The following is a 26,991-nucleotide window of genomic DNA, read 5'->3' as shown; positions in this document are numbered from 1 at the left end:
GGGTGATCGTGATGAATGTCGAGATAGAAAAGGTCATCATTGTAGAAGGTAAATCAGATAAACAGAAGCTAAAAGAAGTCATAAGTGAACCTGTTACCATCATTTGCACCAATGGCACGATCAGTACATCGAAGCTGGATCAGCTTGTGGACGATTTATTCGGGAAAGACGTTTACATATTAGCAGACAGTGACGATGCTGGCGACAAACTGCGGAAGCAATTTCGAAAAGAATTCCCTGAAGCACTGCATCTTTTTGTCGACAGAACGTACCGCGAAGTGGCCGCTTCACCGTCAGCCCACATTGCATCTATTCTATTAGCTGCAAACATTGATGTTCATTCGAAATATTTATAAGGGTGACGTATATGAAAGAGATTGAAGAGCATGAATTCAAGGAGATAGAGGACGATTTATTTCTTTTGTACTTATATACACCATTTTGCGGAACATGCCAGCTGGCAAAGAAGATGCTGGCAGTGGTTGATGCCATGCAGCCGGAAGTTCCTTTTTATGAGAATAACTTAAATTACTCGCCAAGTTTTGCGAAAGCATTTGAGATCGAAAGTGTCCCTTGCTTTCTCCTGTTTAAAAAGGGTGAAATCGTGCAAAAAGGCTATGCCTTTCACTCCGTTCCATATCTTCACGAAATGATTGAAACCGCTAAATAAAGCGGTTTTTTGTCATATTTCAAGCAATTCATTTGAAAATTTGTCGAGCTATTTATAAAGGACAAGCCGATGTTTGTAGAGAAATGTTATGTATAACCAAATGACAGGGAGGTTATACATGTGGAAAATGTGAAAGCCCATGGAAGTGCAGGGCAGCGATTATTGTTAAAGCCGTTGCTCTCATCATCATCCTTGAAGATTACATTTGAGGCGGAAACGGACTCTTGTACATTGATTGTGGATGAACGTGGTGAAGTGAAGAAACTACCTGCAATTGAGTTATCGGATCTCATCTTTTATGGTGAGCGAAAAGAGATTTTGCAATTATTAGATGGAGACATGTCCTTACAGCAGCTGATCAGCAGAGGACAAGTGAAAGTGAAAGGCTCATTTCGAGCACTTCTTCGACTAGAAGCAGTACTTTGGCTGACGAACGGTTTTTTTCGAAAAATGATAACGTAGTCGTTTACTTGGAAATTAGCGATTTACAGCGTTGACATATCTCAGATAGCATGATATTCTACGTTAGTAAAAACATGAACATCACATAAAACAACATATTTTCTCTTATTAAGAGAGGTGGAGGGACGTGCCCTATGAAACCCGGCAACCGTCAGCATAGCTGAAATTGGTGCCAATTCACTCAAAGCCGCAATGCTTTGAAAGATGAGAGAAAGGCGTATTTGATATAAAAGGCCTTTCTGCTTGCGTTGCAGTTAGGTCTTTTTTACTGACCTTACGTCAGGCTAGCGTCATAACAGTCGGAAGAATAAATGAACGTATGTGATGGCAACCTATAGATTCAGCAAGAAAGCAGGTGAACAGACTGTGATCCATTTACAGAATGTATCAAAAACGTATCATTCAAAAAGCGGAAATGTTGATGCCGTGAAAGACGTCAACTTGGATATCGATAAAGGTGAAATATTCGGAATTATCGGGTATAGCGGCGCAGGGAAAAGTTCCCTGATTCGCCTATTAAACGGTCTGGAGCTGCCAACAGAAGGAATCGTTGAAGTGGCAGGCAACCGGATCAATGAAGTATCGAATGCGAAACTTCGGAAAGCAAGACAAGAAATCAGCATGATTTTCCAGCACTTTAACTTGCTCTGGTCAAGAACAGTGAGACAAAATATTATGTTCCCGCTCGAGATCGCAGGTGTACCAACATCAAAACGGAGAGCTCGTGCAAACGAACTGATTAAATTGGTCGGTTTAGAAGGAAAAGAAAATGCATATCCTTCTCAGCTCAGCGGCGGGCAAAAGCAGCGTGTAGGGATTGCGAGAGCATTAGCGAATGACCCAAAAGTTCTGCTATGTGACGAAGCGACATCTGCGCTTGATCCACAAACAACGGATTCCATCCTTGAGCTTTTAGCCGATATTAATAAACGACTTGGACTCACCATTGTATTGATCACACATGAAATGCACGTCATTCGCAAAATTTGTCATCGTGTGGCGGTGATGGAGAATGGCCGTATTGTCGAAGAAGGCGAAGTATTACGTGTCTTCAGACAGCCGAAAGAAGAAATGACGAAGCGATTCGTGAAACAGCTTGCTGAACCAGAAGAAGCAAAAGAAACGATCGAGCACGTCCTAGAGAGAGTAAAAGAAGGTCAGGTCGTCCGGTTGTCCTTTATCGGAGATTCTGCCGAACAGCCGCTGATCACGGAAATCATTCGATCCTTCAAGGTCGATGTGAACATCCTGCAAGGAAAGATTTCTCAAACGCAGGAAGGCGCGTTTGGAACACTCTTTATCCATATTAATGGAGACGAGAACGAAGTTGAAAAAGCCATCGCCTATATCCAAAGCAAACAGGTTGAAATCGAGGTGATGACACATGTTTGAGAAATGGTTTCCGAACGTTGATCTAGATGTCATTTGGGACGCGACGGGTGAAACAGTGTATATGACACTCATTTCATTGGCATTTGCCTTTGTGATCGGTATTATTCTTGGCCTACTGCTCTTCCTTACAGGAAAAGGCGGTCTTTGGGAAAATAAACCGATCAATGCTGTCATCGGCGCAGTCGTCAACATTTTCAGATCGATTCCTTTTATCATTTTAATTATTCTTTTACTAGGGTTTACGAAATTTTTAATGCATACAATTTTAGGCCCAAATGCAGCATTACCTGCCCTTGTCATTGGCTCAGCTCCTTTCTACGCACGTCTTGTTGAAATTGCACTGCGTGAAGTAGACAAAGGAGTCATTGAAGCAGCACGATCTATGGGAGCAAAAACGTCGACCATTATTTTCAAAGTATTGCTGCCAGAATCATTGCCAGCCCTTATTTCAGGAATTACTGTAACAGCGATTGCTCTGATTGGCTCTACTGCGATTGCAGGAGCAATTGGAGCAGGCGGACTGGGTGACCTTGCTTATGTGGAAGGATACCAATCTGGTAATACAGATGTCACACTTGTAGCCACTGTGTTTATTCTGATCATCGTCTTTATCATTCAAATAATCGGTGATTTGATTACAAATAAAATTGATAAACGTTAAGGGAGGAATTATTCATGAAGAAATTGATTTTAAGTGCACTATTTCTAGCATTTGCAGGCATTTTAGCTGCGTGCGGTTCATCAAATAACGCAAGCGATAACAAAACCATCACGGTTGCCGCTTCAAAAACACCACATGCCGAGATTCTTGAAGAAGCAAAACCACTTCTAAAAGAAAAAGGCTACGATCTAAAAGTGAAAGTACTGAGCGATTATAAAATGTACAACAAAGCATTAGCTGAAAAAGAAGTGGATGCAAACTTTTTCCAACATATCCCTTACTTAAACGAAGAAAATAAATCAAACAAAGATTACAACTTAGTGAGTGCTGGTGCCGTTCACCTTGAGCCTTTCGGTATCTACTCTAAGAAATACAAATCAGTAAAAGATATTCCAAACGACGGCACGATCATCATGACAAACAACGTAGCTGAGCAAGGACGTATGCTTGCCCTATTACAAAATGCTGGTGTGATCAAGCTTGATCCAAAAGTAGATACAATCAACGCAACAGTCAAAAACATCAAAGAAAACCCGAAGAACCTAAAATTCAAAAAAATCGCCCCTGAACTAACAGCGAAAGCTTATGAAAACAGTGAAGGCGATGCAGTATTTATCAACGTTAACTATGCCATCCAAAATAAATTGAATCCGAAAAAAGATTCAATTGAACTTGAGCAAACGAAAAACAACCCGTATGCAAACATCGTCGCTGTTCGCAAAGGTGACGAAAAATCAGAGAAGATCAAGGTATTAATGGAAGTTCTTCACTCTGATAAAATCAAAGAATTCATCGACAAAAAGTATGATGGTGCAGTATTGCCTGTATCTGAATAACAACTTGTAAACCTCGCTTTCATGAAAGCGAGGTTTCAACGTGTAGACAAACCCTCGCATTCGTTGTCAGGTCTGCGCTCCGGTGCTCACGAATGTCAAATTCGCTCTGCTCCGGTACTCGCCCTTCCTAGACTGCAAAGGTTTTCTATCACGCTGAAAAAAGAAGACAAAGGGCTAAATAAAGATCATTTTAGCCCTTTGTCAATCATCTGCAACCTCGCTTTCATCAAAGCGAGGTTTTTTTGTGTATTTTTTCAAATCTCGCTCATAATAAAAACGAACAAAAGACCTGAAGGGATGGAATGAAGATGAATGAACAACATATGAGCGGATCGATGCAGCAATCACTGACGGATTATAAAACGGCAATGGGTGAATTTCAGAAGAAAATGCCGGTGTTTGGCAAGAAATTCAATGAATTTACGGAGCAGTGCTTTCAGAGTGATTCCTTAACACAAAAAGAAAAACAAATGATTGCCCTCGGCATCAGCATTCATGCACAGGATGAATATTGCATGATCTATCATACAAAGGGAGCGCTCGATCAAGGCGCAACAGAAGAGAATTTGCTAGAGGTCGTCAGTGTGGCGACAGCGTTTGGCGGCGGTGCTGCGCTAAGTCAAGGCATCACAGTTGTTCAGCAATGTATCGATGAATTTGGAGGACAGACGCATTAAGGGAAGGATAAGATGGTATTTTTCCATCTCAGGGAGTTGAGTCGTTCTCAGCCGGTTGTGTGAGAAAATATGCCAGCATAGCGCGCTATATCCCTTTTGAGTGAAGCAGCGTGCCTTTGATACAATGAAGCTACACTCAAAGAAGGGAATGGTTTATTATTTGTTCGGACCATAGTACACTGGGATTGGATTATACCGCCGAGATGGAAAAGGCCATGCATAAAGCTCATGGCATGAGCTATGCAGAGTACGAAAGAGACCATGACTTAAGGATGAAAGTGGAATATAAACGAGAGCAGTCCTATCGAGATGAGAAAAGGCAGCTCGCAAAAATGAATATACAAGGCTATTAAATAGCTAAGGGACGGGGAGAATAGTTTCCCGTCCTTTCTTTATGAAAACTGTCTTTTCGACATAAATCCTTTTATCTACCTGTATTTTTTGTTAGAATTTTGAGAGCATCCTCTCACGCTTGTCGTGAATGTGTTGTATTCACTTTTAATTTGTTATAAAATTAGAATGAGAATAAATTGAGAATAATGATTATTTTGGAGGTATCGATATATGACTGCTTCGACATTAACAATTAAGGACTTGCACGTTGAGATTGAAGGGAAAGAAATCTTAAAAGGTGTAAACCTAGAAATAAAAGGTGGAGAATTCCACGCAGTAATGGGACCAAACGGAACAGGTAAATCTACTTTATCTGCTGCTATCATGGGCCACCCTAAGTATGAAGTGACAAAAGGCAGCATCTTGCTTGATGGCGAAGATGTTCTTGAAATGGAAGTAGATGAGCGCGCGCAAGCGGGTCTTTTCCTTGCAATGCAATATCCATCTGAAATTAGTGGTGTGACAAATGCAGACTTCCTTCGTTCGGCTATTAACGCACGCAGAGAAGAAGGCGATGAAATCTCTCTCATGAAATTCATCCGCAAAATGGACGAAAACATGGAATTCCTTGAAATGGACCCAGATATGGCACAGCGATACCTAAACGAAGGTTTCTCAGGCGGGGAGAAAAAACGCAACGAAATCCTTCAATTAATGATGATTGAACCAAAAATCGCCATTCTTGACGAAATCGATTCTGGTCTTGATATCGATGCGCTGAAAGTTGTTTCTAAAGGAATTAATAAAATGCGCGGCGAAAGCTTCGGCTGCTTAATGATCACTCACTATCAGCGTTTATTGAACTACATCACACCAGATCACGTTCATGTCATGATGCAAGGACGTATTGTGAAATCTGGCGGACCAGAACTCGCGCAGCGTCTAGAAGCAGAAGGTTATGACTGGATTAAAAAAGAGTTAGGAATTGAAGACGAAACTGTTGGTCAAGAAGCGTAAGCGTTAGGAGGATTATTGATGACATTAGAAACGAAATTATCAGTAGATCAAGATTATGTCAAAAGCTTCTCCGAGAAGCATCAGGAACCGGCATGGATGAGTTCCCTTCGCTTACAGGCTCTTGAAAAAGCAGAAGACCTTCCAATGCCAAAGCCTGACAAAACGAATATTTCTAAATGGAATTTAACCAATTTCAAACAGCATACAGTCGAAAGTGCGCCATTTGGATCTTTAGAAGAGCTTCCTGAAGAAGTGAAGTCTCTTATTGATTTAGAGGACACAGATAAGACAGTCTACATTCAGCGTGATCAAACGCCAGCATACTTGTCTCTTTCTACGGAAGCAAAAGACAAAGGTGTGATCTTCACCGATATCCATACAGCGATTCGCGAACATGGAGACCTAGTGAAGAAATATTTCATGACAGATGCAGTGAAAGTGGATGAGCACAAACTAACAGCTCTACATGCTGCTTTAGTGAATGGCGGAGCTTTCCTCTATGTACCCAAAAACGTAGAGCTTGAGGCACCCATTCAAGCCGTTTATCTTCATGAAAATGACGAAACAACGTTGTTCAACCATGTCATCGTTGTAGCAGACGATCATAGTGCTGTGACATATGTAGAAAACTACATCAGTACGGCAACACCAGAAGAAGCGATCTTCAATATCGTGTCTGAAGTCTTCACGGGTGCAAATGCCCGCGTCACTTACGGTGCAGTGGATAACCTTGCAGAAGGTGTGACAGTCTATGTGAATAGACGTGGTATGGCAAATGGTCGTGACAGTAAAATCGAATGGGCGCTTGGTCTGATGAATGATGGAGACGTTGTGTCTGAAAACATCACAAAGCTTATGGGCGACGGTACATTCGGTGATACGAAATCAGTTGTTGTTGGCCGCGGGAATCAAACGGAAAACTTCACAACAAGCATCATCCACTTCGGTAAAAACTCTGAAGGGTATATCTTGAAGCATGGTGTCATGAAGGATCAAGCATCTTCTATCTTTAACGGGATTGGTAAAATCGAGCATGGCGCAACGAAGTCAAATGCAGAGCAAGAATCTCGTGTTCTCATGCTGAGTGAGAAAGCACGCGGTGACGCTAACCCAATTCTTTTAATCGATGAAGATGATGTAACAGCAGGGCACGCTGCTTCTGTTGGGCGTGTTGATCCAATTCAACTTTATTACCTCATGAGCCGTGGGATTTCCAAAGAAGATGCAGAAAGACTTGTCATTTATGGCTTCTTAAATCCAGTCGTCAAAGAACTGCCGATTGAAGGAGTTAAAAAGCAGCTCGTTTCTGTGATTGAAAGGAAAGTAAAATAATGAATATCAAAGACGTTCGTGAGCAGTTTCCAATCCTTCATCAGCAAGTGAACGGACATGATTTGGTGTATTTGGACAGTGCAGCGACATCTCAAAAACCACGAGTTGTCATTGATGCAATGAATGAGTATTACCGGTCTTACAACTCGAACGTCCACCGGGGTGTTCATACCCTTGGCACAAGAGCAACGGACGCATACGAGGGTGCAAGAGAAAAAGTTCGAGCATTCATTGGCGCTTCTTCTGTCCAGGAGATTATTTTTACTAGAGGAACAACAACAGCACTGAACACAGTGGCAATCAGTTATGCTAGAGCAAACCTTAAAGAAGGCGATGAGATCGTCATTACGCATATGGAACATCATGCGAATATCATCCCTTGGCAGCAGGCAGCAAAAGCAACTGGCGCCACATTGAAATATATTCCGTTACAGGAAGACGGCACGCTGTCGCTTGAAGATGTGAAGCAAACCATCACACATCAAACGAAAATCGTTGCTGTCACACATGTCTCAAACGTATTAGGAACCATCAACCCAATTAAAGACATCGCAAAGATTGCTCACGATCACGGTGCAATTATCGTCGTCGATGGTGCCCAGAGCACCCCTCACATGCAAATTGATGTTCAGGACTTGGATTGCGACTTTTTCGCCTTCTCTGGGCATAAAATGTGTGGACCGACTGGCATTGGTGTTCTTTACGGGAAGAAGGACCTTTTGAATAATATGGAGCCTGCTGAGTTTGGCGGTGAAATGATCGACTTTGTGGATCTATATGATTCTACATGGAAAGAGCTGCCGTGGAAATTTGAAGCGGGAACACCGATTATTGCAGGAGCAATTGGGCTCGGAAAAGCGATTGATTTCTTAAATGACATCGGAATGGAGGAAGTCAGCCGTTACGAGCATCAGCTTGCGACTTATGCACTTGAGCGCTTTAAGGAGCTTGAAGGTGCCACGGTTTACGGACCGCAGCACCGAGCTGGACTTGTGACGTTTAACTTAGACGACGTCCATCCTCATGATGCCTCAACTGTTCTAGATACGGAAGGTGTCGCCATTCGTGCTGGACATCACTGTGCACAGCCGCTCATGAAATGGCTTGGTGTATCAGCGACTGCAAGAGCAAGCTTCTATCTGTACAATACAGAAGAGGAGATTGACGAGCTCATGGCAGCGCTCCGTAAGACAAAGGAGTATTTTACGAATGTCTTTTAATGTAAACTTAGACACACTGTACAGACAAGTGATTATGGATCATTATAAAAATCCGAGAAACAAAGGTGTGTTAAACGACAGCATTGTCGTCGATATGAACAACCCTACGTGTGGTGACCGCATTCGTCTCACGATGAAAATCGAAGACGAAAAAGTCATCGATGCGAAATTTGAAGGAGAAGGATGCTCGATTTCGATGGCATCTGCCTCTATGATGACGCAGGCGATTAAAGGGAAAGATATTGAAACAGCTTTGAAAATGTCTCAGATTTTCTCCGATATGATGCTAGGAAAAGAATACGACGATTCCATTGATCTTGGTGACATTGAGGCGCTGCAGGGAGTGGCAAAATTCCCAGCGCGCATCAAATGTGCAACATTATCCTGGAAGGCGCTTGAAAAAGGCGCATCTGCCGAAGATAACGGCAAATCATAAGATTGGAGTGAAAATGGATGGCTAAAAAAATGCCAGATGTTGGTGAATATAAATACGGCTTTTCTGATAAAGACGTTTCCATTTTCCGTTCAGAGCGCGGACTGACAAAAGAGATCGTTGAAGAAATTTCTCGTATGAAAGAAGAGCCTCAGTGGATGCTCGACTTCCGTTTGAAATCTCTTGAGCACTTTTACAACATGCCGATGCCACAATGGGGCGGAGATTTAAATGCATTAAACTTTGATGAAATTACGTACTACGTAAAACCATCAGAACGCTCTGAGCGTTCTTGGGATGAAGTACCAGAAGAAATCAAACAAACCTTTGATAAGCTTGGAATCCCTGAAGCAGAGCAAAAGTACTTAGCAGGTGTATCTGCTCAGTATGAATCTGAAGTTGTGTATCACAACATGAAGCAAGATCTTGAAGATCTAGGCATTGTGTTTAAAGATACAGACAGTGCATTAAAAGAGAACGAAGACATCTTCCGTGAGCACTGGGCAAAAGTCATTCCTCCGACTGACAACAAATTTGCTGCGCTTAACTCGGCTGTATGGTCTGGTGGTTCATTCATCTACGTACCAAAAGGCGTAAAAGTAGATACACCACTTCAAGCATACTTCCGAATCAACTCTGAGAACATGGGTCAGTTCGAACGTACACTGATCATCGTTGATGAAGGCGCACATGTGCATTACGTAGAAGGGTGTACAGCTCCAGTTTACACAACAAACTCACTTCATAGTGCGGTTGTTGAAATTATCGTGAAAAAAGGCGGCTACTGCCGTTATACAACGATTCAAAACTGGGCAAACAACGTCTTCAACCTTGTGACAAAACGTACAGTATGTGAAGAGAATGCAACAATGGAATGGATTGATGGAAACATCGGTTCTAAGCTGACAATGAAATACCCAGCGGTTATCCTAAAAGGTGAAGGCGCTCGTGGTATGACATTAAGTATTGCCCTAGCAGGTAAAGGTCAGCACCAAGATGCAGGTGCAAAAATGATTCACCTTGCACCAAACACATCTTCAACGATCGTATCGAAATCGATTTCCAAACAAGGCGGTAAAGTCACATACCGCGGAATCGTACACTTCGGACGCAAAGCAGAGGGTGCACGCTCAAACATCGAGTGTGATACACTCATCATGGATAACAAATCAACATCTGATACGATTCCTTACAATGAAATCTTAAACGACAACATTTCATTAGAGCACGAAGCGAAGGTATCAAAAGTATCAGAAGAGCAGCTATTCTACTTGATGAGCCGCGGAATTTCTGAAGAAGAAGCAACAGAAATGATCGTCATGGGCTTCATCGAACCATTCACAAAAGAACTGCCAATGGAATACGCCGTTGAAATGAACCGTTTGATTAAGTTTGAAATGGAAGGTAGTATAGGTTAACCGTTGATATACCGGGGATTAAAGGTGTTTAGGTATTACATTTTTATCAAGCACCCACAAAACACCCACAAAATTTAATTATTGAACATACCGCAGATACATTTCCATTGCTTGGTCCTCGATTTTTTTGGTGACATGGAGATACTTATCTGCGGTTGTTTTTATACTAGAATGCCCTAACCGTTCTGATACATATTTAATATTCACGCCAGCTTCTAAAAGGTGTACAGCATGAGGAGACAGAACGGGAAGATTTGCCCTTTTACAGACTTCTTTAAAATACTCTCTCACAACATTTGTTTTTAACCATTTGCCCTCATGTTGAAAGAACACAATGTTATTTTCCGGCTGAACATAATTGGTGTACATCAAAACGACTTCGTGTCTGTTAACTCGGTGTTTTTTTAATAACGATACTGTGTGATCATCAAGTTTTATTGTTCTGTAACTAGATTGTGTTTCAGGTGTTGAAATGTAAGGTTGAGTATTCAAGGGATATATAAGAGTTTTATCAATTGTTAACTCTCCATCTTTTAAATTTATATCATCCCATGTTAATGCGAGAGCCTCTCCAATCCGTAAACCTGTTCTTGCAATTAAAGTGAAAAGGACGTAATACTGAATTGAATGTGAATATTTTGCATTCTTAACAGGTGTTTTTACTTGATTTAAAAATCTTTCAGTTTGTGAAAGAGTGAAGAATTTTAATGCTTTTTTCTCCTCCTTCTTTTTAGGTATTTTTATATTGATTAACGGGTTTTCTCGAAGGATTCTAAAATCATGTACAGCTTCATTTAAAGCTGAATTCATTATACTGTGAATTCTTCTTATAGTTCCTTCGCTATATTTTTCAATCAATTCATTTAACCATTTTTGATATTCATTCCGTTCAATATCTCTTAAACGATAATGTTCCCATCTAGGTAGAATATTGATTCTGATAGTTCTTTCTTGTAAAGAGTAGGTAGTTTTTTTTTACGGATGGTTTTTTATATACTTCTAACCAAACGGGAAAGTACCCCCCGACTGTTTCGTTTGTTGAATCAAAACCAACATATGCAAGATCGTTTGCCGTTTTTTCCGCAGCGATCCTAGCTTCTTTTTTTGTTTTAAATCCCCTTTTTGATTTCTCTTTATACTTTTCCGTTCTTTTATCTTTATATCTAATTCTATATTCCCACGTACCGTTTTCGTGTTGTCTGAAACTAGCCAAGATAGTTCACTTCCTGCTTTTATTTTCAGATCCTCCCAAGAACACTTGTTCGTTTTTTGCTTAAAAAAATACTGCGGTAATTTTGTACAAATTCTTTCGGAATGCCATATTCTTTGAATTCACAATAAGTAATACCCCTTTGAACGGAAGAAAACAGTAAATGCATGGCGAAAAAGTTTGCTTCCAGTTCAATTTTTTCAGTTGAAAAGAAAGTGTTTCTTTTTAAAAAAGGAGTATTAGATTCATTATGAAGTAAAGCATGCCCTAGTTCGTGAGCGCAAAAACTAAAGCGATTCTCGAAAAGGTATATGGGGCAACAGTTATGCTCACACGATCAACTGATGTTTATATTGATCTGTCCCAAAGAGCAAGACTAGCAAATAATTGGGGAGCTGATTATTTTGCATCAATCCATATCAATGCAGCTGGCGGCACAGGTTTTGAGACGTATCGTTACGACAAATTATCTGCATCATCCGGCACGGGCAAGCAACAGAAAATCGTACATGATGCGATTTATAACAAAATCAAAGAAAAACTAGGAGACCGAGACCGAGGGACCAAGTCTAAAAACCTTGCTGTATTGAGAGAAACAAAAATGCCAGCGATTCTGACAGAGAATCTATTCATTGATCGTAAAGAAGATGCTGCGCTGCTCAAACAAGAATCTTTCCTTGACTTGTTGGCTGAGGGACACGCAGAAGGGATCGCGGCAGCCGAAGGTGTCATCTTCATCTAAAACAAGCCCTACACCAAAGGGCATTAAAATGGCCGTAGTGAAGCCGAATGCTGATGGGTGGCTATGGGTCTATGATAAGCCGAACTGGTCAGCAAAGCACAAAAAAGTAAAGCCGGGTGAAGCATTTACGATTGATAAGACTGTGACAGTTAACGGATCAAAAATGTATAAACTGAAATCAGGACTGTACATCACTGCTGCATCTAAATATGTCGAGGTTAAACAAAAGTAAAATGAAAAAGCCCTTCCTTGTTGGAGGGGCTTTCCTTTGTTATTCATCGCTGTCAAAGTCCCATAATTTTTGACCGTCTGCTAAATATACTGCACTTGGTGGGTCTTTATAAAGGGAAATTTCTACTAATGAGCTTTTTCCTGTACTTATCCAATCATATACACTGCTTTCATTATGAGTAGGGTGAGTAGGATGGATCAAAACTTCTATTACCCTAAATACAACTGCATAGTATTCTGTATAATTTACATCATCGTCTTCTAGGCCATTATCTGATTCATAAAGTGTGTCTGGTTTACCAATAATCTTTAATCCATTTTTCCACTCTAATATCAGTTCTTTCCCTCCATTTTCATCTAAAGTTTTTATTAAAGAGTTATATTCCATAGTTAATCATCCTTTTAATTCATTCTAATGGTTTTGCAGGGACTATATGAGCACCGTTTTTTGAATAATGTATAGTACCTCTTGTAGTCTCTAAATATTTCTCAGTTTTCATGTCATAGGCTTGTCCTATTTTTTGACCGAAATTTACAACTTCCCTTCCGTTTTCAAACATTTCTCCTTTACCAGCATATTTATCAAGCAATTCTTGTGCTTTTTTATTGTTGCCGTAAAACTTGTTCTCTGTCAAAGGCATGGAGCGTTTCGATGGTTTTTGAGATGTTTATCCATGCTTTTTGATAGCTTGCTTGAAAAGCAGATTCGTCCACGCTTGGTAAATCAATGATATGTTTGACCTTGCCAATGGCGCTATTGGTATCTGACACGATATCAGATATGGCTCGTTCGGCATTTTTTAAACCTTGATCAAGCTCATGTTCGAGAAACGATTGTGAGATAAAGCCATTTTCGTTTGATTCAAATGCGTGAAGTGCATTCTGAACCTTTTTGAGTGCGGCGCTATATTCTCCAAGGGTGACTTGAAAGAATTGCAAAAAAGGGATATGACACTCTGCATAAAACGCTCGAATAGCTTCCCCAGCTTCACCTTTTAGTGCGCCGTCCAGTGAAATGATTTGATTAATTTGACTTTCAAGAGATTTCATATGTTGTGATTGTTGTATTAACTGTGTCAGTGTTTGATCAATTGTATGGTGTAAGGCCTGAACATCTAACGTTTTCATGACATTCTCCTTAATGCTTGGTCGCAATCAATAGAGAGTTTACCATTATACGGAGAGTGATTGGGAAATAAATACTTAATTTCTATGAAAATGAAACAATTTACATAGGTGATAAAGACTAGATGTTGAAAAAACGATTGTGGAATAGTTTGAGAATTTCACTAAGAAGGTTAAAGGTAAACAAGAGTGGAAAGATCCTACATCTGGTTGGTCCATTTCAAGAGATTTTGGGAAAGGGAATTCTCATGGAGGAAGTTACTACAAATTAATGAATAAATCCGGAGAGCGTATAGCTACACTAAATAAAAGTGGTCGAGTATTAATAAAATAAGAATTGTACATAAAAGAATGAATGGAGAATGAGATATGGTTCACCTAGATTATTTACAAAGTGAATTCAATATTGATTTAATTAATGATTCCTTGGACGAGTTACCTCTAAGCCTTCATATTCAACTCGAAAAAGACATGTATCAGTTTAATGATCAAGGCAATTTAAATCCTCAATATTTTAATAAGGTTTATAATGTTGCAATAAGTATATTTGATGAACTTTTTGGGGAGAACGATTTATTGTTCGTCGTCACAATTGTTCGAAGCGAGCATTCATTACAGAGGCCGATAGGAGTATATAGTAAGTATTCAAAAAAAATTAATAAATATAGACTCAATGTAAAAAATTCTAAAGATGAGAATGGAAGAGTCATTCAGTATTCTTTAGAAACAAAAAAACAGCATATAGAGTACAAGAAAATAATCAAGGCTATATGTAATCAAGATTTTAAAAGTATGGCTCCGAGGTTCAATGACAAATATTGTAGTTATCCTGAAATAATCTTTATAAATAAAGATTTTATTTATCATATTTATGATGACAGAGGGGCATTCTTATTATTTAAGGATGAGAGAAAGTATGAGAAATTTAAAACAAAGTATAGTACTTTAATGGTAGGAGAAGATTATAATTAAAAGAAACTCTCTTATTGTTAGTTTCCTCTCACTATTAATAATTCATCTTGTTAGATACTTTGCTGACGAAAACAACTCTTATGATAGCTTACGTCTTTCGAAATTTAATGTTTAATTTTCGGAGGCTCATAGATAGTCTCTTAATTTAGGGAAGTGATTAATGATATGATAAGTGTTCTTGAAACATTTATGGATGAACCTTGGTGGATAATCAATGAAAGTATGTCGGAGTTTTTAAATGATGAATTAAAGAGAGAAGTTCATCCACATCACATTCTCTACGGAAAAAAGGCTATCGCAGTTGCGAAAAGGGAAGATAACGATGATGTCGTTTATTGGATAAGTGAACTAAAAAAATTCGCATTGGTTCATCTAACGTATTCCGTAGAAAACTCAAACCCATATCCAAAAACACAGTTGCTTACAATAGTTGAATTGGAGAAACATTGTAAAAATGTATCCGAGTTTTACTAAATATGTGCTGATTCAAAAGTAGAGGGAACCTTGACAATAAAGGTTCCCTCTTAATTTCATTCATTACCAACACTAAAGTTTAACAGAGCCATTATTTAAATAAACCATATCATGATTATCATTAAAGCCATGGAATGGGATATAGGGTTTGTTTCCTCATTTGCGTTTGACCGTATCGAGAAAACTTTTTCATCAAACTCTTTTCTAAATAATCATAAATACTTGCACTAAATAAATTAGTACTGTATAGTTCTAATTATGACAAAGGCAAAATTAATGAATCAAAAACGTGTGCTTGAAGTAGCTGCAACTTTATTTTTAGAAAAAGGGTTTGCTTATACAAGTATGGATGAATTGGTACGTGTAAGCAAAGTATCAAAGTCTAATGTGTATTATCACTTTTCTAATAAGGAGGAATTATTAGAAGGGGTCGTTGATTATTGGATTGATATGTATCAATCTGCAATGGATGACGTACTGTCTCAGACCCAATTTTCAGTTGAAGATCGTATTCAACTGTTTTTAAAGCAATTATCACAAGGCGTTCAGTCGAGAGAGTATAAGGGCGGCTGTCCATTTATTACTCTTTATATTCAAAGTCCTGCAAAGGCCACACAAATAAAAGAAAAAATAGGTCTTTTTTTTACAGGATTACAAGAGAAAGTTTCTCTATTACTGAAACAAGGGGTAGAGAATGGGGAATTAAGAGATACGATTCAGATTGATGAGGTGGCATCACTTTTTATGACAAATCTTGAAGGAGCGTTATTTATTTCAGAAACATTGAAGGATGCCACTGTCATCACAAAAACAGCAGATCATTTATTTAACTTGCTTCGATAAAGAAGCATTTTTTTTACATCAAATTAGTACTGTTTAGTACTAAAAAGGAGACCTCATATGAAAACAGTATTTTTAATTGGTGGAACAGGGTTTATCGGAAAGCAATTAGTCGAAGAATTAGCGAAAGAGGATGTGAACATTTTTCTTTTAGTAAGGTCGAAAAGTAAAGCAACACGCATTTTTCAAGAAAGAGGCATTTTAAAAAAGGGAGTGATGCACTTTGTTGAAGGTGATTTGACGAAAGTTGATTTGGGTCTAAGTCCTGAAGATCAGGAGAGGGTATTGAAAACGGATGTGATCATTCACGCAGGAGGCACGATGGATATTCAAGCAACCAGTAAAGAGGCAGCTTCTGTCTTTTTAAATGGCGCCAAACACATTAGTGAGTTAGCTAAAAGTATTCATCAATCGAAGGGGTTGCAACAATTTATTCATGTTGTCGGTTATATGAGTCCCTTTGATGATCAAAATAGCAAGGTTGCCATCGACGTGTTTGAAGAAGGAAACGATTACTTGAAAATAAAAAATCCTTATGAGAGAACAAAGTTTTTAGCAGATCTTTATATTCGTCAACAGGCATCAGCAGTAGGTTATCCGCTTTCTGTCATTAATCCGCCAACTGTCGTTGGTAGTAGTCAAACAGGGAGTACAGAACAAATTGCAGGATTGGGTTTGCTTGTAAAGAGTATGCGAAGAGGGCTCATGCCGGTGATTCCTGGAGGTAAGGACTATCGGTTACCACTTATTTCAAACGATGAGTTTGCGAAGTTTATTGTACAGGTTTTCAAGTTGGAGCAGCCGGCTATTCAAACATATACACTTGTTGAAGACAAAGAGCACGATCAGAACGTTGCTGGACTATTAAGTATGATGTCAGAAAGTATGAATATGAAGGCACCTAGCATCTCTGTCCCACTGCCACTGATGAAAGCTATCATGAAGAGTGGTGTAAGTAAACTCACAAACATTCCTTCTGACGGATTGAATTTTATGACAAAACGAACGTTCTCAAATGTTTCAGTGAAAAAAATAATGGGAGAAGATTGGTTTAAGAAGACGAGTGTCATGACATTTTTCCCTGCTGTAGTAGCTGATCTAGATTATCGAATGATGGCTCAAAATAGTGAGCACCAGCATTTATTTAAACGAACATTATGCGATAATAACACCCTTTACCAATTACAAGGAGAAGGGAAGCCGTTTATTTTATTACATGGTTTATTGAGTAATGGAGAAGATTTATTTCCTTTAGCACAGGAGCTTCATGAGAAAACAGGTCAACCTGTATGGATCTTGGACCTTCCAGGTTTGGGGCGTTCTCCATTTAAACGAGAGAAACATCTTCTAGATATCTATTTAAATGTAGTGAAAAAAGTAATAGAAAAAGCGACGAATGGTGCACATCTAATCGGCCATTCATTCGGTGCGTTTATCTTATTGGAAGCATTGGAACAAGGGTACATAGATAAGGAGTATTCCATCACTTTACTTCAGCCGCCTGTTGCTAAAAAAAATGCTAAATCGCTAAATGTTCCACAATGGATGAACAAATGGTCATTAAAATTAACAACTCCTAAAATGATAGAGCGTTATGTGTTAAGAAATGGTTTGTTTGAAAGCACGGAGAGTATCCCTGAACATTATATTGAAAAAATCAGAAAGAGCTTTACTTCTCCTAGAATTTTAAATACGACGGTTCAGCTTAACCATTTATTACTGAAAACCGATCAAGGTGACTTTAAAGAAGTCACAAAGGATCATCTTCACATGATTTGGGGGGAGTATGACAGAGGCTATTCTGCGCCATCACATCTTGGGAAGGTTGATTTTGTTCCGTATGGCCACCATTTCCCTCTTAGCCATCCGAGTGAAACGGCAGCATTAGTCATCAATAATATTTGTACTAGCAGATAGGAGTCACCCCAAAACGAAAAAATGAGAATGATGACAAGTGAGCAAAATTTTTCGTTCTGGGTCTTGAAAAAATAGAGGTTAACGAGGTGCATAAAACGCATCTAAGGTTTTCGTCATATCATCAGATGCAGATTTTAAGATAGTCCTTTGATCTAAAATCGCTGTTCCTTGTGCCCGGACAATATGAAATTGATGAAACCCCATCAAGTTTTGAAATATTTCTTTTAGGTAATGATGTGAAAATTCCAGTGGTGTGTACCGATCGTTATTTGTGAAAATTGAGCCACTTGCTTGAAGCAAAAGTACACGATAATCATCAGTCATCAGACCAACTGAACCCTCTTCTGTATACTTAAACGTTTCTCTAGCGATCAAAATATTATCTATATAATCTTTCATACGTGACGTCACATTGAAATTATGAACAGGTGATACAATCACGATTCGATGATGTGCTTTGAATTGAGCCAATAAAGCAGCAGAAGAAGCGGCGATTTTTTCCTCCGCAGCTGTTAATGATTGTTCAGATGCTTGCTTATCCCAAATACGTAGCAGCTGATCTTTTTCGATACGAGGAATTTCAGTTCCATATAAATGTAAAATGGAAGGCTCCTCATGAGGGAATCTTTTTTTAAACTGTTCTAAAAATAGTGTTTGCAGTTTGTTTGAATAACTTTCTTGATGAGTGAAATCAGGGTGTGCGTTAATAATGAATGTTTTCATATGCAGGCTCCTTTTCTTTTGATAAACTGAGTATAAAATATAAAGGTGACAAAACATGTCACCTTTTTCAGAAGGAAAATCAAATGAAAAAATCAGAACGCTTAAACCAAGAGCTTATTTTTTTAAGTGATAAATATTCATTTCAATTAAAAGATTTAGAAACTGAATTTGGCATTTCTAAACGTACGGCTTTAAGAGATATAGAAGAGCTAGAGTCCATGGGCTTAGCTTTTTATGTTGAAAATGGTAGACATGGAGGATATCGGCTCGTGAATCAATCTCCATTGGTTCCGATCTATTTTCAAATAGATGAAGTTCAAGCCATTTTTTTCGCTCTTAAAGCCTTAGATCTGTTGTCAGCAACACCGTTTAAAAAGTCTTACTCACAGATTCGCCAAAAACTGTTTGCTACAATGTCTGATGAGAGAAAACATCGGATCACGGAGATTTTGGATGTGATTCATTACTATCATGTCGCGCCAGTAAGTGAACAAAATCATTTGGATTTGATATTGCAGGCAATGATGGAAGATCAAATCGTGAAGATGACATACACTCAATATGAACATAAAAGGATCAGGCTACAATTTCTTGAGTTGTTTTATCGAAATGGGATTTGGTTTATCGAAGCATATGATGTTCAGAATAAAAAGTGGGGCATCTACAGATGTGATTGTATGACGGACATGATGATCGAAGAAGAAACGAAAGACACTTTTACGAAGGAAGAATTAAAAGCACTGCAGCTCGAGTACGAAAAAACCTATCATGATATCTCTTTTAAATGTCGATTAACGGAACAAGGGAAAGAGAAGTTTTTGAAGAATCATTATCCGAATATGAGATTGGAGACCATTGATGATACGCCTTATATTGTAGGGGGATACAACCAAGAAGAATTATCGTATATGACTCACTATTTGATCTCATTTGGGAAACATGTGAAAATTGAATACCCCGATGAATTAAAAGAAAGTTATTTGACTCAATTGCAAGAAATGATGGATCAATATATAAAATGAACGGATTGTATCTGAATCACAAAAACTCAACACATGAAAAAAGGCGAACTGTCGTAATTCGCCTTTTTCTATTACTTCGCCGCCTGAAATGTATTTGTTTTTGATTGGTCATTGACCTTCCCATACGTCAGCTGACGCCAGATAAATTCCATCGGTCCAGACTTAAATCGCTTTAACCATAACGTACTGAAAAGGACAAGGAAGGCATACACGCCAATTGCCATGAAGAACGTGCCAGCCGGTGAAAGATGATCGGCAAGTCCAGCTCCGTACTTGAGAAATAGCATTGTGCCAATAATGGAGTGAAGCAAATAACAGGTCAGGGACATTCGTCCGACTTTGGTGAACACCATTAAAGCACCTCGCAGCTGAGGAATGTGCAGAAACAGCATCGCAAGGGAACTCATATAAAACATACTGCCAGTCAATCCCCCATTTTGCTCAAGTGCAGAGACAATGTTCATCCATGGCGTATGTTCAAAAGAGTTGACCGCTGTCATAATCGTACTGGCTAGTGCGATAAGAAAAGCAATTGTACAAATCATCCAAATACGATTCCAAAGCGCTTTTTTCGTCTCCATGTTTTTGAAAAACGACATTTTCACAAAATACACACCAAGTAAAAACATGAAGAACATGGAATAGACGGTGGAAAATGAGCTCGAAGCCATCGTGAACATATCCGTCCACCGGTCACCTATCGATGCTAAATAAGTAAGACTGTTGTGACTGGTCAATTCAAAATCAGCAAAATCCGGCTTGCCTGATGATCCTGTACTGATGGTATTGAGCAGCATGGTGAAAAGAGGCGTGAGCAATTGAATCACAAAGAGTGTGATGAGCCAGTACTGGATGGTTTTGGCTGTGCGTTTGTAAAAGAAAAGCAGTAAAAAACCCGCGACAGCATAATAGGTTAAAATATCTCCAATCCATACAAACGTGACATGCAGAAGACCGATCCCTAAGAGAATGGTTAATCTGCGAGCAAACAACTTGTTCGGGCTGTCCACCTTTTGAGCGGCTCGATCCATAAATATCATAAAACCAACCCCGAATAGAAAAGAAAATAACGTAATGAATTTCCCCGAGGCAAACCAATTCACAATGTGGTGAAAACCATCATTAGACTCCATCTCAAATCCCTTGACCGAATCCACAATCAAAAAATAGTTGACCAAAATAATCCCCATTAAGGCGAATCCTCGTACGATGTCCAAGAAATGCACCCGTTCTTTGAGACTCATTGGTTGTCCGTGTTCTACCTTGTTTACATTCATATCTATGCTCCTTTTCGTGTATTGGATCTAAAGATAAATCCTTCAATGAATCAATATACAGGTCAATTCTTAATCATTTATGAAGATCCAATTTTTTGAAAATAAATGTGACAACTTGATGGCAATTGATCATATTCATAAACACTTAAGATTTATGGTGTATCTTTTCACATAGTTAGATGATATATAGTAATAACATATAAGAATGAACATCATGAAGGATGAGGTGATTGAGACATGACCCATCGAATATTAGTTGTAGAGGATGATCAGGAGATCGGTGATCTTTTGCAGGAATCTCTGACACGTGCAGGGTATGAGGTGCTGAGAGCCATGAATGGCAAGCAGGCATTGTATGTTGTAGATGATTCGCTTGATTTGGTGATTTTGGATGTTATGATGCCAGGTATCTCTGGGATCGAAACGTGCCAGCAAATAAGAGCCACCTCAAATGTGCCAATTTTATTTTTGACCGCCAGATCTAGTACATGGGATAAAACCGAAGGACTACTCGCTGGCGGAGATGATTATATGACAAAACCTTTTTCAGAAGAGGAGCTTCACGCTAGGGTCATGGCGCAATTGCGCAGATATACCATCTATCAGGAAAAAAAGGAACAGGAAGAAACCTATTTAGTTGGCGGTAGCCTGAAGGTGAGTGAGGAATTTAATGAAGTGTGGAAAAGTGGGCAGCAAATCAAGTTATCTGATTTAGAATATCGGATATTAAAACTGCTCATGAACAAACGAAACAAAATATTTTCTGCTCAAAATATTTATGAAAGCGTGTGGGGCCAGCCTTATTTTTATTGTTCAAACAATACGGTCATGGTGCATATCCGAAAGCTGCGTGCCAAAATTGAAGATGACCCGGCTCGTCCCGTGTATATCAAAACAGAATGGGGGAGAGGATACCGGTTTGGCACATCGTAAATATACGCTGACCAAAAAGCTGTCACTGCTCATTTTGGTCGCTGCTATCGTAAGTGGTGTTGTCTTTTTGACACTGCAAAAGATCACCGATCACCTGATCGAAGGATATTTGAGTTCAGATGAGTATGATCAGGCAGAGTCAGCCAGATACATTCAAACATTCAGCCGCTACGTTTCAGAACATGAGCTGACTTCAACGGATCGAAAAGCATTCGGTGAGTGGGTGAAAAAAGAAGATTATATTAATCTCACTGTTTACAAGGATGAAGTGCTTCAATATGACTCGATTTACTCTGCCGCTGACGAATCGGCCTATGGGAAAGAAAAGGTGACCGACTACGCAAAGCGTCATTCTTACCCGGTTCAATTTAGCGACGGAGAAGGTAGGGTTATGGTAGACGGGTTTTACTCTTCTCGATATCACGATCTCGCCTTTACACTAGAACTGCTTGGTGCAACACTCATTTTTCTTCTGATTGTGCTTGTTGGCATTCGCCGAAGCCTACGTTACTTGCAAACGATCCGTGAAGAGATTCATATTCTTGAAGGCGGTGAGCTCGATTATGAGATGACAGTGAAGGGGCATGATGAATTGGCCATGATTGCAAAGAGCATTGAGGATTTAAGAACAGCCTTTTTGGACAAGCTTCAGGCCATTGATGATCTGCAGGAAGAGAGCCGCAGTTTAGTGACCGAAATGTCGCATGATATGAGGACCCCGCTGACATCACTCATCATGAATCTGGAATTTGCGAAAAAAGAGGAGGCTCTAGCGGATACCCGCAAGGAGCAATATATAACGAGTGCGTATGGAAAAGCCCTGCAATTAAAGAATCTGTCTGACAATCTATTTGCCTATTTCCTGCTAGATAAAGAGCACGAGTCAGAGCTTGAAACCGTTGCAGTGAAAGAAGTGATTTATGATCTTCTATCAGATCAGGTCGCCCTGCTGCATCAGGAGAATTTCACGGTCCATATTGTAGGCGAAATGCCGGATAGCTATATTAACGTAAACGTCGAGGAACTTGGCAGAGTGTTTGATAATGTGATGTCAAATTTACGTAAATACGCAGATCCTGAAAAGAACATTCAGATCACTTTTTTATCCGACCAAGATGTCTTTGAAATCCATGTGAGCAATGCGATAAAAAAGACAGACATCATACCGGAAAGCAATGGACTCGGAGAACGAAGCATCAAGCGGATGATGTCCCGAATGCATGGACAGTTTGAAAGTGGAGAAAAGAACGATACCTACTACATCGTGCTGCGATTTTGGAATACCAAAATGTAGAGAGCAAAAACAACATCATGGAATGGGGAACAATCTGATGAAACGATTCAACAATTTCCAAAAGGTACCTGATCTTCTGCAAGCCCTTCTGAATATCTGCCTGTTCTTTCTAGCGATTGCGCTAAGCGTACTCTTAATTAGTGAAACATGGTACATCGTACAATTCGTCTATAAAACAGTGTTTAACAAAGGAGAAAGCTATTATGGAATGCTTGGCGAGCTGCTGATCTTCTTTATGTATTTTGAGTTTATTGCCTTAATTATTAAATACTTTAAATCCAACTTTCATTTTCCGCTACGTTATTTTATTTATATTGGCATCACAGCTGTCATCCGTTTGATTATCATTGATCATGAACAGGCCGTATCGACATTCTGGTGGGCACTGGCCATTCTTGCGATGACCTGTGCACTCTTTATCGCGAGCAAAAGAGATACTGCTCATGAGCATGAGGAAGTGAAGTGAGGAAGAAGAAGGACGAGTGGTCAACACCCGTCTTTTTTGTGTTTAAATGAACAGTTTTTGAATATGTGTTGATTAATGAACAATGATTGAAAGGTTGACAATTGATGATGATGGATCTAGAAAATATAATGTAAATAGACAGGTGTTCATAAATGAATAGATGTATAGAAAAAGTATTCTGTCCAAAGCAGTTAACGGATTCACAAGTTCTTATGTTATGCTTTAGAAAAAGAGAAACCATTCTTTTCCTAGACATTGATTGTCATCATTCTATCTATAGGGGTCGATCGTATGCGAAGTATTCAAAGTTTGTTTGTTGAATGGTTACTTGTACTTACAAAGAAGAAACTGAATGTTGAGGGGTATTTAGAGGAACGAAGAATGGCGAATCAATTACCTTATGTGCTGCCTGAGAAGTTGAAAAAGAAATATCACATCACCAAAAGCAGCGCGTTTTCAGTCGATACGTACATGTTGAAATCAGATGTGCAGCCAGATGATCATCAGGTGCTATTTTTACATGGAGGAGGCTATATTGAGCAGCCGCTCGTATGGCATTGGCGTTTCTTGGATCGATTGACGAAGCAATTAAATAGTACGGTGTATGTGCCAGTTTACCCTAAAGCACCGAATCATCAGTATATGGATGCAATCGAGAGTGTTCTCCCAGTTTACCAAGCTCTTTTAGAAAAAGGAACACCAGAAAAAATCGTCATCATGGGTGATTCTGCTGGCGGCGGTTTATCGTTGGCCTTTGCTCAATACTTAGCAAAAAAAGGTCTTCCGCAGCCTGGAAACTTGATTCTATTATCACCATGGCTTGATGTGACATTAAGTAATCCTGATATCGCTAAAATGGTTCCAAAAGAGCCAATGCTCAACCTAGATTTACTAATCGAATCGGGCAAAGCCTATGCAGGTGATACAGATGAAACACATCATTTGATCAGTCCAATCTATGGAGAAATCAAATCGTTAGGACGAATTTCTGTTTTTATTGGCACTCATGAATTCTTTCTCCCAGATGCCCGGAAATTCAAAGAGATGGCAGACAAGCAGGGTGTTCCCATCAATTATATCGAATACCCAAAAATGAATCACGTCTTTCCTGTCTTCCCTATTCCCGAAGCGAACCAAGCGTTAAAACAAATTGTCGCTATTATTGAGAGTAAGACGTTCCCTTTGAGGGACATGACAAAATAGGATGCGAACATGAGGATGGCCAGCAATGCTCTAGCCATTCTCGTGTCTAGTTGGGGGTCAAAAGTTAATTATGAACGAAACAGAACCGTTCTCATTTACAAGTATGCAGGAAGTAGCTCCTGTAGCTATTCCAGAAAGACAGTTCATTCAATCACATGACGGCATACGTCTTGCTTATTATCCGTTTTTATCAGAAACAAACACGCAGACCAATGTGATCATCATTCATGGTGGAGGCGCTCACAGCTTGGCTGGTTATGAGCATATCGCCTATACATTGCAACATGATTTTCACGTGAATGTGTTTCTGCTGGATTTGAGAGGCCACGGATATTCTGAAGGAAAGAAGGGGGATACACCCAAAGTCACTGACGTGTGGCAAGATATTTCGCAAGTTGTGGATGTCATCAAACAGCAGCACGAAGGAGCACTTTATCTTTGTGGTCATTCCTCTGGAGCTGGATTGCTGCTTCAATATCTATCTTGGGATGAAAAAAGAAAAGTAGACGGTTACTTTTTTATTGCTCCTGAATTTGGCTACAAATCTGACACAGCGAAGTCTAATCAAGTCCCTTTTGCCACAGTTCAAGTTTGGAAATTCGTGCTATCTGCGATGACAAAAGGAAGGCTGATGGGGCATTCAGAAGCTGTACGATTTCACTACCCAGCATGGGTAATTGAACAAGATCCACTTCTTTTAACAGGCATCACCATCAATATGTCTCTTGCCTTAACGCCATCTGCACCTCAAAAACAATTTGCAAGGCTGGACCAGCCTTATGGCATGTTTGTTGGAAGCGAGGATGAGTTATACGACGTAGACAAATTTCATCCATATCTGGCGCTTCCAAATCAGCAGGTGAAAAATCAATCTGTTTACCAAGTGATAGAAAACCATACTCATTTGTCCATTTTACTAGAATCGGGAAAAAAGATTGGGCGTACCATCCAAATGTGGAAAAGTTCCAATTAACCTGAACAACTAGTCAACACTCTACCTTTTTCTTAAAAATTTACATTGACACCATCCTTTTCTATGATAAAATCATAGTGTGATAATGAGAATCGTTATCAAACGATATGACTACATATAGAATGGATAGGTGAGGTACATGTTCAAAAAATCTTTTTGGTCGCTATTAGTTGTGCTCTCCATCGTATTACTTGCGGCTTGTGGCAGTAATAGCAGTGAAGGCAAGTCAGATAGTAATGAGAAAACAAGAACCGTTGAAAGCGCTATCGGTTCAACTGAAATTAAAGGATCGCCTAAACGTGTAGTGACGTTGTATCAAGGAGCAACTGATGCAGCCGTCGCTATGGGCATTAAACCAGTGGGTGTTGTAGAATCTTGGCTTGAAGCACCTACGTATAAATATTTAAGAGATGATTTAAAGGGTGTCAAAATTGTTGGGCAGGAAACACAACCAAACTTAGAAGAAATTGAAAAGCTGAAGCCAGATTTGATCATTGCATCAAAAATCCGTCACGAGCAAATTTTTGATCAGCTGAAAGAAATCGCTCCAACTGTTGCAACAGAAACAGTGTTCACTTTTAAAGACACAGTGAATTTAATGGGTGAAGCGTTAAACAAGCAAGACAAATCAAAAGAATTGCTGACGAAGTGGGATGACCGCGTCGCTGACTTCAAAGAAAAAGCAAAGAAAGACATTAAAAACTGGCCAATGAGTGTGTCTGTGGTGAACTTCCGTGCAGATCATGCAAGAATCTATCAAACTGGGTTTGCAGGTTCAATTTTAACAGAGCTAGGCTTTGAAGGTCCTAAAAATGTCAAAGATAAAAAGCAAGATATCATTACACTTACAGACAAAGAGAGCATTCCACAAATGGATGCAGATGTGATCTATTACTTCATGGATGATCAGGATAAAGCAGTTGAAAAAGCATATAAAGAGTGGACAAGTCATCCTTTATGGAAGCAGCTTGATGCAGTGAAAGCGAAACAAGTGCATAAAGTTGATGAAATCACTTGGAACATGGCTGGCGGTATCACCGCTGCAAACATGATGCTTGATGATATTTATGATCGTCTAGGGCTTGATAAATAAGTGTAGCAGAGGAGAAAATGTGAAAAACCATTTTCTCCTTTTTCC

General features: G+C 39.4%; 33 protein-coding genes, 1 pseudogene and 1 riboswitch. Of the genes and pseudogenes, 26 read left to right on the top strand and 8 right to left on the bottom strand.

All coding sequences use genetic code 11. The features are described 5' to 3' along the window. Positions 1–11 precede the first annotated feature (11 nt). The 13 genes from NSQ64_RS16840 to sufB all read left to right on the top strand — a co-directional run bounded on the left by NSQ64_RS16840 (position 12) and on the right by sufB (position 10,451). Entirely contained in the window at positions 12–356 is a 345-nt protein-coding gene (locus NSQ64_RS16840) for a toprim domain-containing protein (protein WP_008347035.1), read from the top strand. An 11-nt stretch (positions 357–367) separates the two neighbouring features. Next, positions 368–670, top strand: coding sequence for a thioredoxin family protein (locus NSQ64_RS16835; protein ID WP_007500346.1), 303 nt, complete (start codon positions 368–370; stop codon positions 668–670). A 120-nt stretch (positions 671–790) separates the two neighbouring features. Beyond that, positions 791–1,132, top strand: coding sequence for an SCP2 sterol-binding domain-containing protein (locus NSQ64_RS16830; RefSeq protein WP_008347033.1), 342 nt, complete (start codon positions 791–793; stop codon positions 1,130–1,132). A gap of 102 nt (positions 1,133–1,234) precedes the next feature. After that, positions 1,235–1,343: riboswitch (SAM riboswitch) on the top strand. 155 nt (positions 1,344–1,498) lie between these two features. Beyond that, positions 1,499–2,524 carry a methionine ABC transporter ATP-binding protein gene (locus NSQ64_RS16825; RefSeq protein WP_024719778.1) on the top strand — a complete coding sequence of 342 codons (1,026 nt, stop codon included), beginning with the start codon at positions 1,499–1,501 and terminating at the stop codon, positions 2,522–2,524. Then, entirely contained in the window at positions 2,517–3,185 is a 669-nt protein-coding gene (locus NSQ64_RS16820; protein WP_017368014.1) for a methionine ABC transporter permease, read from the top strand. The genes NSQ64_RS16825 and NSQ64_RS16820 overlap by 8 nt, the downstream gene beginning before the upstream one ends. Positions 3,186–3,199: 14 nt before the next feature. Beyond that, a complete protein-coding gene (metQ, locus tag NSQ64_RS16815; RefSeq protein ID WP_268383045.1) occupies positions 3,200–4,021 on the top strand; it encodes a methionine ABC transporter substrate-binding lipoprotein MetQ in 822 nt (273 codons plus the stop codon). Positions 4,022–4,329: 308 nt separating this feature from the next. Next, positions 4,330–4,698 carry a carboxymuconolactone decarboxylase family protein gene (locus tag NSQ64_RS16810; protein ID WP_024719777.1) on the top strand — a complete coding sequence of 123 codons (369 nt, stop codon included), beginning with the start codon at positions 4,330–4,332 and terminating at the stop codon, positions 4,696–4,698. Positions 4,699–4,913: 215 nt separating this feature from the next. Continuing rightward, positions 4,914–5,051, top strand: a complete 138-nt coding sequence (locus NSQ64_RS16805) for a hypothetical protein (protein ID WP_162835676.1) — start codon at positions 4,914–4,916, stop codon at positions 5,049–5,051. Positions 5,052–5,262: 211 nt separating this feature from the next. After that, the gene (sufC, locus tag NSQ64_RS16800; RefSeq protein ID WP_007500355.1) at positions 5,263–6,048 is read left to right on the top strand and encodes a Fe-S cluster assembly ATPase SufC; all 786 of its coding nucleotides are present in this window, start codon (positions 5,263–5,265) and stop codon (positions 6,046–6,048) included. A gap of 18 nt (positions 6,049–6,066) precedes the next feature. Continuing rightward, positions 6,067–7,380: a Fe-S cluster assembly protein SufD gene (gene sufD / locus NSQ64_RS16795; RefSeq protein ID WP_008347022.1), complete on the top strand. Its 1,314-nt coding sequence runs from the start codon at positions 6,067–6,069 to the stop codon at positions 7,378–7,380. Beyond that, on the top strand, positions 7,380–8,600 hold the full coding sequence (locus NSQ64_RS16790; RefSeq protein WP_035389339.1) for a cysteine desulfurase: 1,221 nt from the start codon (positions 7,380–7,382) through the stop codon (positions 8,598–8,600). Before sufD ends, NSQ64_RS16790 begins: the two co-directional genes overlap by 1 nt. Continuing rightward, positions 8,590–9,036 carry a Fe-S cluster assembly sulfur transfer protein SufU gene (gene sufU / locus NSQ64_RS16785; protein WP_008347017.1) on the top strand — a complete coding sequence of 149 codons (447 nt, stop codon included), beginning with the start codon at positions 8,590–8,592 and terminating at the stop codon, positions 9,034–9,036. Before NSQ64_RS16790 ends, sufU begins: the two co-directional genes overlap by 11 nt. Positions 9,037–9,053: 17 nt before the next feature. Continuing rightward, entirely contained in the window at positions 9,054–10,451 is a 1,398-nt protein-coding gene (gene sufB, locus NSQ64_RS16780) for a Fe-S cluster assembly protein SufB (protein ID WP_007500362.1), read from the top strand. Positions 10,452–10,529: 78 nt separating this feature from the next. Here sufB and NSQ64_RS16775 read toward each other — a convergent pair whose 3' ends face one another. The 3 genes from NSQ64_RS16775 to NSQ64_RS16765 form a co-directional block, all read right to left on the bottom strand. Beyond that, positions 10,530–11,309: a site-specific integrase gene (locus tag NSQ64_RS16775; protein WP_341017402.1), complete on the bottom strand. Its 780-nt coding sequence runs from the start codon at positions 11,307–11,309 to the stop codon at positions 10,530–10,532. Positions 11,310–11,370: 61 nt separating this feature from the next. Then, entirely contained in the window at positions 11,371–11,664 is a 294-nt protein-coding gene (locus NSQ64_RS16770) for an Arm DNA-binding domain-containing protein (RefSeq protein ID WP_268383053.1), read from the bottom strand. Positions 11,665–11,689: 25 nt separating this feature from the next. Beyond that, the gene (locus NSQ64_RS16765) at positions 11,690–11,974 is read right to left on the bottom strand and encodes an ImmA/IrrE family metallo-endopeptidase (protein ID WP_445684658.1); all 285 of its coding nucleotides are present in this window, start codon (positions 11,972–11,974) and stop codon (positions 11,690–11,692) included. Here NSQ64_RS16765 and NSQ64_RS16760 point away from each other — a divergent pair. Both NSQ64_RS16760 and NSQ64_RS16755 read left to right on the top strand, forming a co-directional pair. Next, positions 11,936–12,403, top strand: coding sequence for an N-acetylmuramoyl-L-alanine amidase (locus NSQ64_RS16760; RefSeq protein ID WP_412055232.1), 468 nt, complete (start codon positions 11,936–11,938; stop codon positions 12,401–12,403). The two genes, NSQ64_RS16765 and NSQ64_RS16760, sit on opposite strands and share 39 nt — an antisense overlap. Positions 12,404–12,431: 28 nt before the next feature. Then, positions 12,432–12,635, top strand: a complete 204-nt coding sequence (locus tag NSQ64_RS16755; RefSeq protein ID WP_234900733.1) for a DUF5776 domain-containing protein — start codon at positions 12,432–12,434, stop codon at positions 12,633–12,635. 39 nt (positions 12,636–12,674) lie between these two features. Here the strand turns inward: NSQ64_RS16755 and NSQ64_RS16750 are convergent, their stop codons facing one another. The 3 genes and pseudogenes from NSQ64_RS16750 to NSQ64_RS16740 all read right to left on the bottom strand — a co-directional run. Further along, positions 12,675–13,022 (bottom strand): hypothetical protein, encoded by a 348-nt coding sequence (locus tag NSQ64_RS16750; protein WP_171465738.1) that lies wholly within the window; start codon positions 13,020–13,022, stop codon positions 12,675–12,677. Positions 13,023–13,041: 19 nt separating this feature from the next. Next, on the bottom strand, positions 13,042–13,224 hold the full coding sequence (locus NSQ64_RS16745; protein WP_268383057.1) for a polymorphic toxin type 50 domain-containing protein: 183 nt from the start codon (positions 13,222–13,224) through the stop codon (positions 13,042–13,044). A 31-nt stretch (positions 13,225–13,255) separates the two neighbouring features. Further along, positions 13,256–13,762: pseudogene (locus NSQ64_RS16740) on the bottom strand (T7SS effector LXG polymorphic toxin); the annotation flags it as partial. 366 nt (positions 13,763–14,128) lie between these two features. Between NSQ64_RS16740 and NSQ64_RS16735 the strand changes: the two are divergent. The 4 genes from NSQ64_RS16735 (at position 14,129) to NSQ64_RS16720 (ending at position 17,962) form a co-directional block, all read left to right on the top strand. Then, positions 14,129–14,731 (top strand): DUF3885 domain-containing protein, encoded by a 603-nt coding sequence (locus NSQ64_RS16735; RefSeq protein WP_341017393.1) that lies wholly within the window; start codon positions 14,129–14,131, stop codon positions 14,729–14,731. 165 nt (positions 14,732–14,896) lie between these two features. Further along, positions 14,897–15,205: a hypothetical protein gene (locus tag NSQ64_RS16730; RefSeq protein WP_341017391.1), complete on the top strand. Its 309-nt coding sequence runs from the start codon at positions 14,897–14,899 to the stop codon at positions 15,203–15,205. A 276-nt stretch (positions 15,206–15,481) separates the two neighbouring features. Then, entirely contained in the window at positions 15,482–16,048 is a 567-nt protein-coding gene (locus NSQ64_RS16725) for a TetR/AcrR family transcriptional regulator (protein WP_268361637.1), read from the top strand. 57 nt (positions 16,049–16,105) lie between these two features. After that, the gene (locus NSQ64_RS16720; RefSeq protein ID WP_341017389.1) at positions 16,106–17,962 is read left to right on the top strand and encodes an alpha/beta fold hydrolase; all 1,857 of its coding nucleotides are present in this window, start codon (positions 16,106–16,108) and stop codon (positions 17,960–17,962) included. Between the two features lie 78 nt (positions 17,963–18,040). Here NSQ64_RS16720 and NSQ64_RS16715 read toward each other — a convergent pair whose 3' ends face one another. Next, entirely contained in the window at positions 18,041–18,685 is a 645-nt protein-coding gene (locus NSQ64_RS16715; RefSeq protein ID WP_135009705.1) for an FMN-dependent NADH-azoreductase, read from the bottom strand. A gap of 83 nt (positions 18,686–18,768) precedes the next feature. Here NSQ64_RS16715 and NSQ64_RS16710 point away from each other — a divergent pair, with 83 nt between their 5' ends. Then, positions 18,769–19,707 carry a helix-turn-helix transcriptional regulator gene (locus NSQ64_RS16710; protein ID WP_341017386.1) on the top strand — a complete coding sequence of 313 codons (939 nt, stop codon included), beginning with the start codon at positions 18,769–18,771 and terminating at the stop codon, positions 19,705–19,707. 71 nt (positions 19,708–19,778) lie between these two features. Here the strand turns inward: NSQ64_RS16710 and NSQ64_RS16705 are convergent, their stop codons facing one another. Then, complete coding sequence (locus NSQ64_RS16705) at positions 19,779–20,984, bottom strand: DUF418 domain-containing protein (protein WP_341017382.1); 1,206 nt, start codon at positions 20,982–20,984, stop codon at positions 19,779–19,781. Positions 20,985–21,221: 237 nt separating this feature from the next. Here NSQ64_RS16705 and NSQ64_RS16700 point away from each other — a divergent pair, with 237 nt between their 5' ends. The 6 genes from NSQ64_RS16700 (at position 21,222) to NSQ64_RS16675 (ending at position 26,946) form a co-directional block, all read left to right on the top strand. Further along, positions 21,222–21,917, top strand: coding sequence for a response regulator transcription factor (locus NSQ64_RS16700; RefSeq protein ID WP_046344423.1), 696 nt, complete (start codon positions 21,222–21,224; stop codon positions 21,915–21,917). After that, a complete protein-coding gene (locus NSQ64_RS16695; protein ID WP_341017378.1) occupies positions 21,904–23,211 on the top strand; it encodes a HAMP domain-containing sensor histidine kinase in 1,308 nt (435 codons plus the stop codon). The genes NSQ64_RS16700 and NSQ64_RS16695 overlap by 14 nt, the downstream gene beginning before the upstream one ends. 37 nt (positions 23,212–23,248) lie before the next feature. Continuing rightward, complete coding sequence (psiE, locus tag NSQ64_RS16690) at positions 23,249–23,677, top strand: phosphate-starvation-inducible protein PsiE (RefSeq protein WP_024719769.1); 429 nt, start codon at positions 23,249–23,251, stop codon at positions 23,675–23,677. Between the two features lie 291 nt (positions 23,678–23,968). Further along, positions 23,969–24,880, top strand: a complete 912-nt coding sequence (locus tag NSQ64_RS16685; protein ID WP_045034561.1) for an alpha/beta hydrolase — start codon at positions 23,969–23,971, stop codon at positions 24,878–24,880. Between the two features lie 70 nt (positions 24,881–24,950). Beyond that, positions 24,951–25,853 carry an alpha/beta hydrolase gene (locus tag NSQ64_RS16680; RefSeq protein ID WP_281201486.1) on the top strand — a complete coding sequence of 301 codons (903 nt, stop codon included), beginning with the start codon at positions 24,951–24,953 and terminating at the stop codon, positions 25,851–25,853. 139 nt (positions 25,854–25,992) lie between these two features. Further along, a complete protein-coding gene (locus tag NSQ64_RS16675; RefSeq protein ID WP_007500381.1) occupies positions 25,993–26,946 on the top strand; it encodes an ABC transporter substrate-binding protein in 954 nt (317 codons plus the stop codon). The last annotated feature ends 45 nt before the right edge of the window (positions 26,947–26,991 follow it).

This window comes from Bacillus sp. FSL W8-0183 (genome assembly GCF_038006825.1).
Lineage (GTDB): Bacteria > Bacillota > Bacilli > Bacillales > Bacillaceae > Bacillus > Bacillus altitudinis.
The sequence above is the reverse complement of the archived record's forward strand: the minus strand, read 5'-3'. Positions and strand labels throughout refer to the sequence as shown.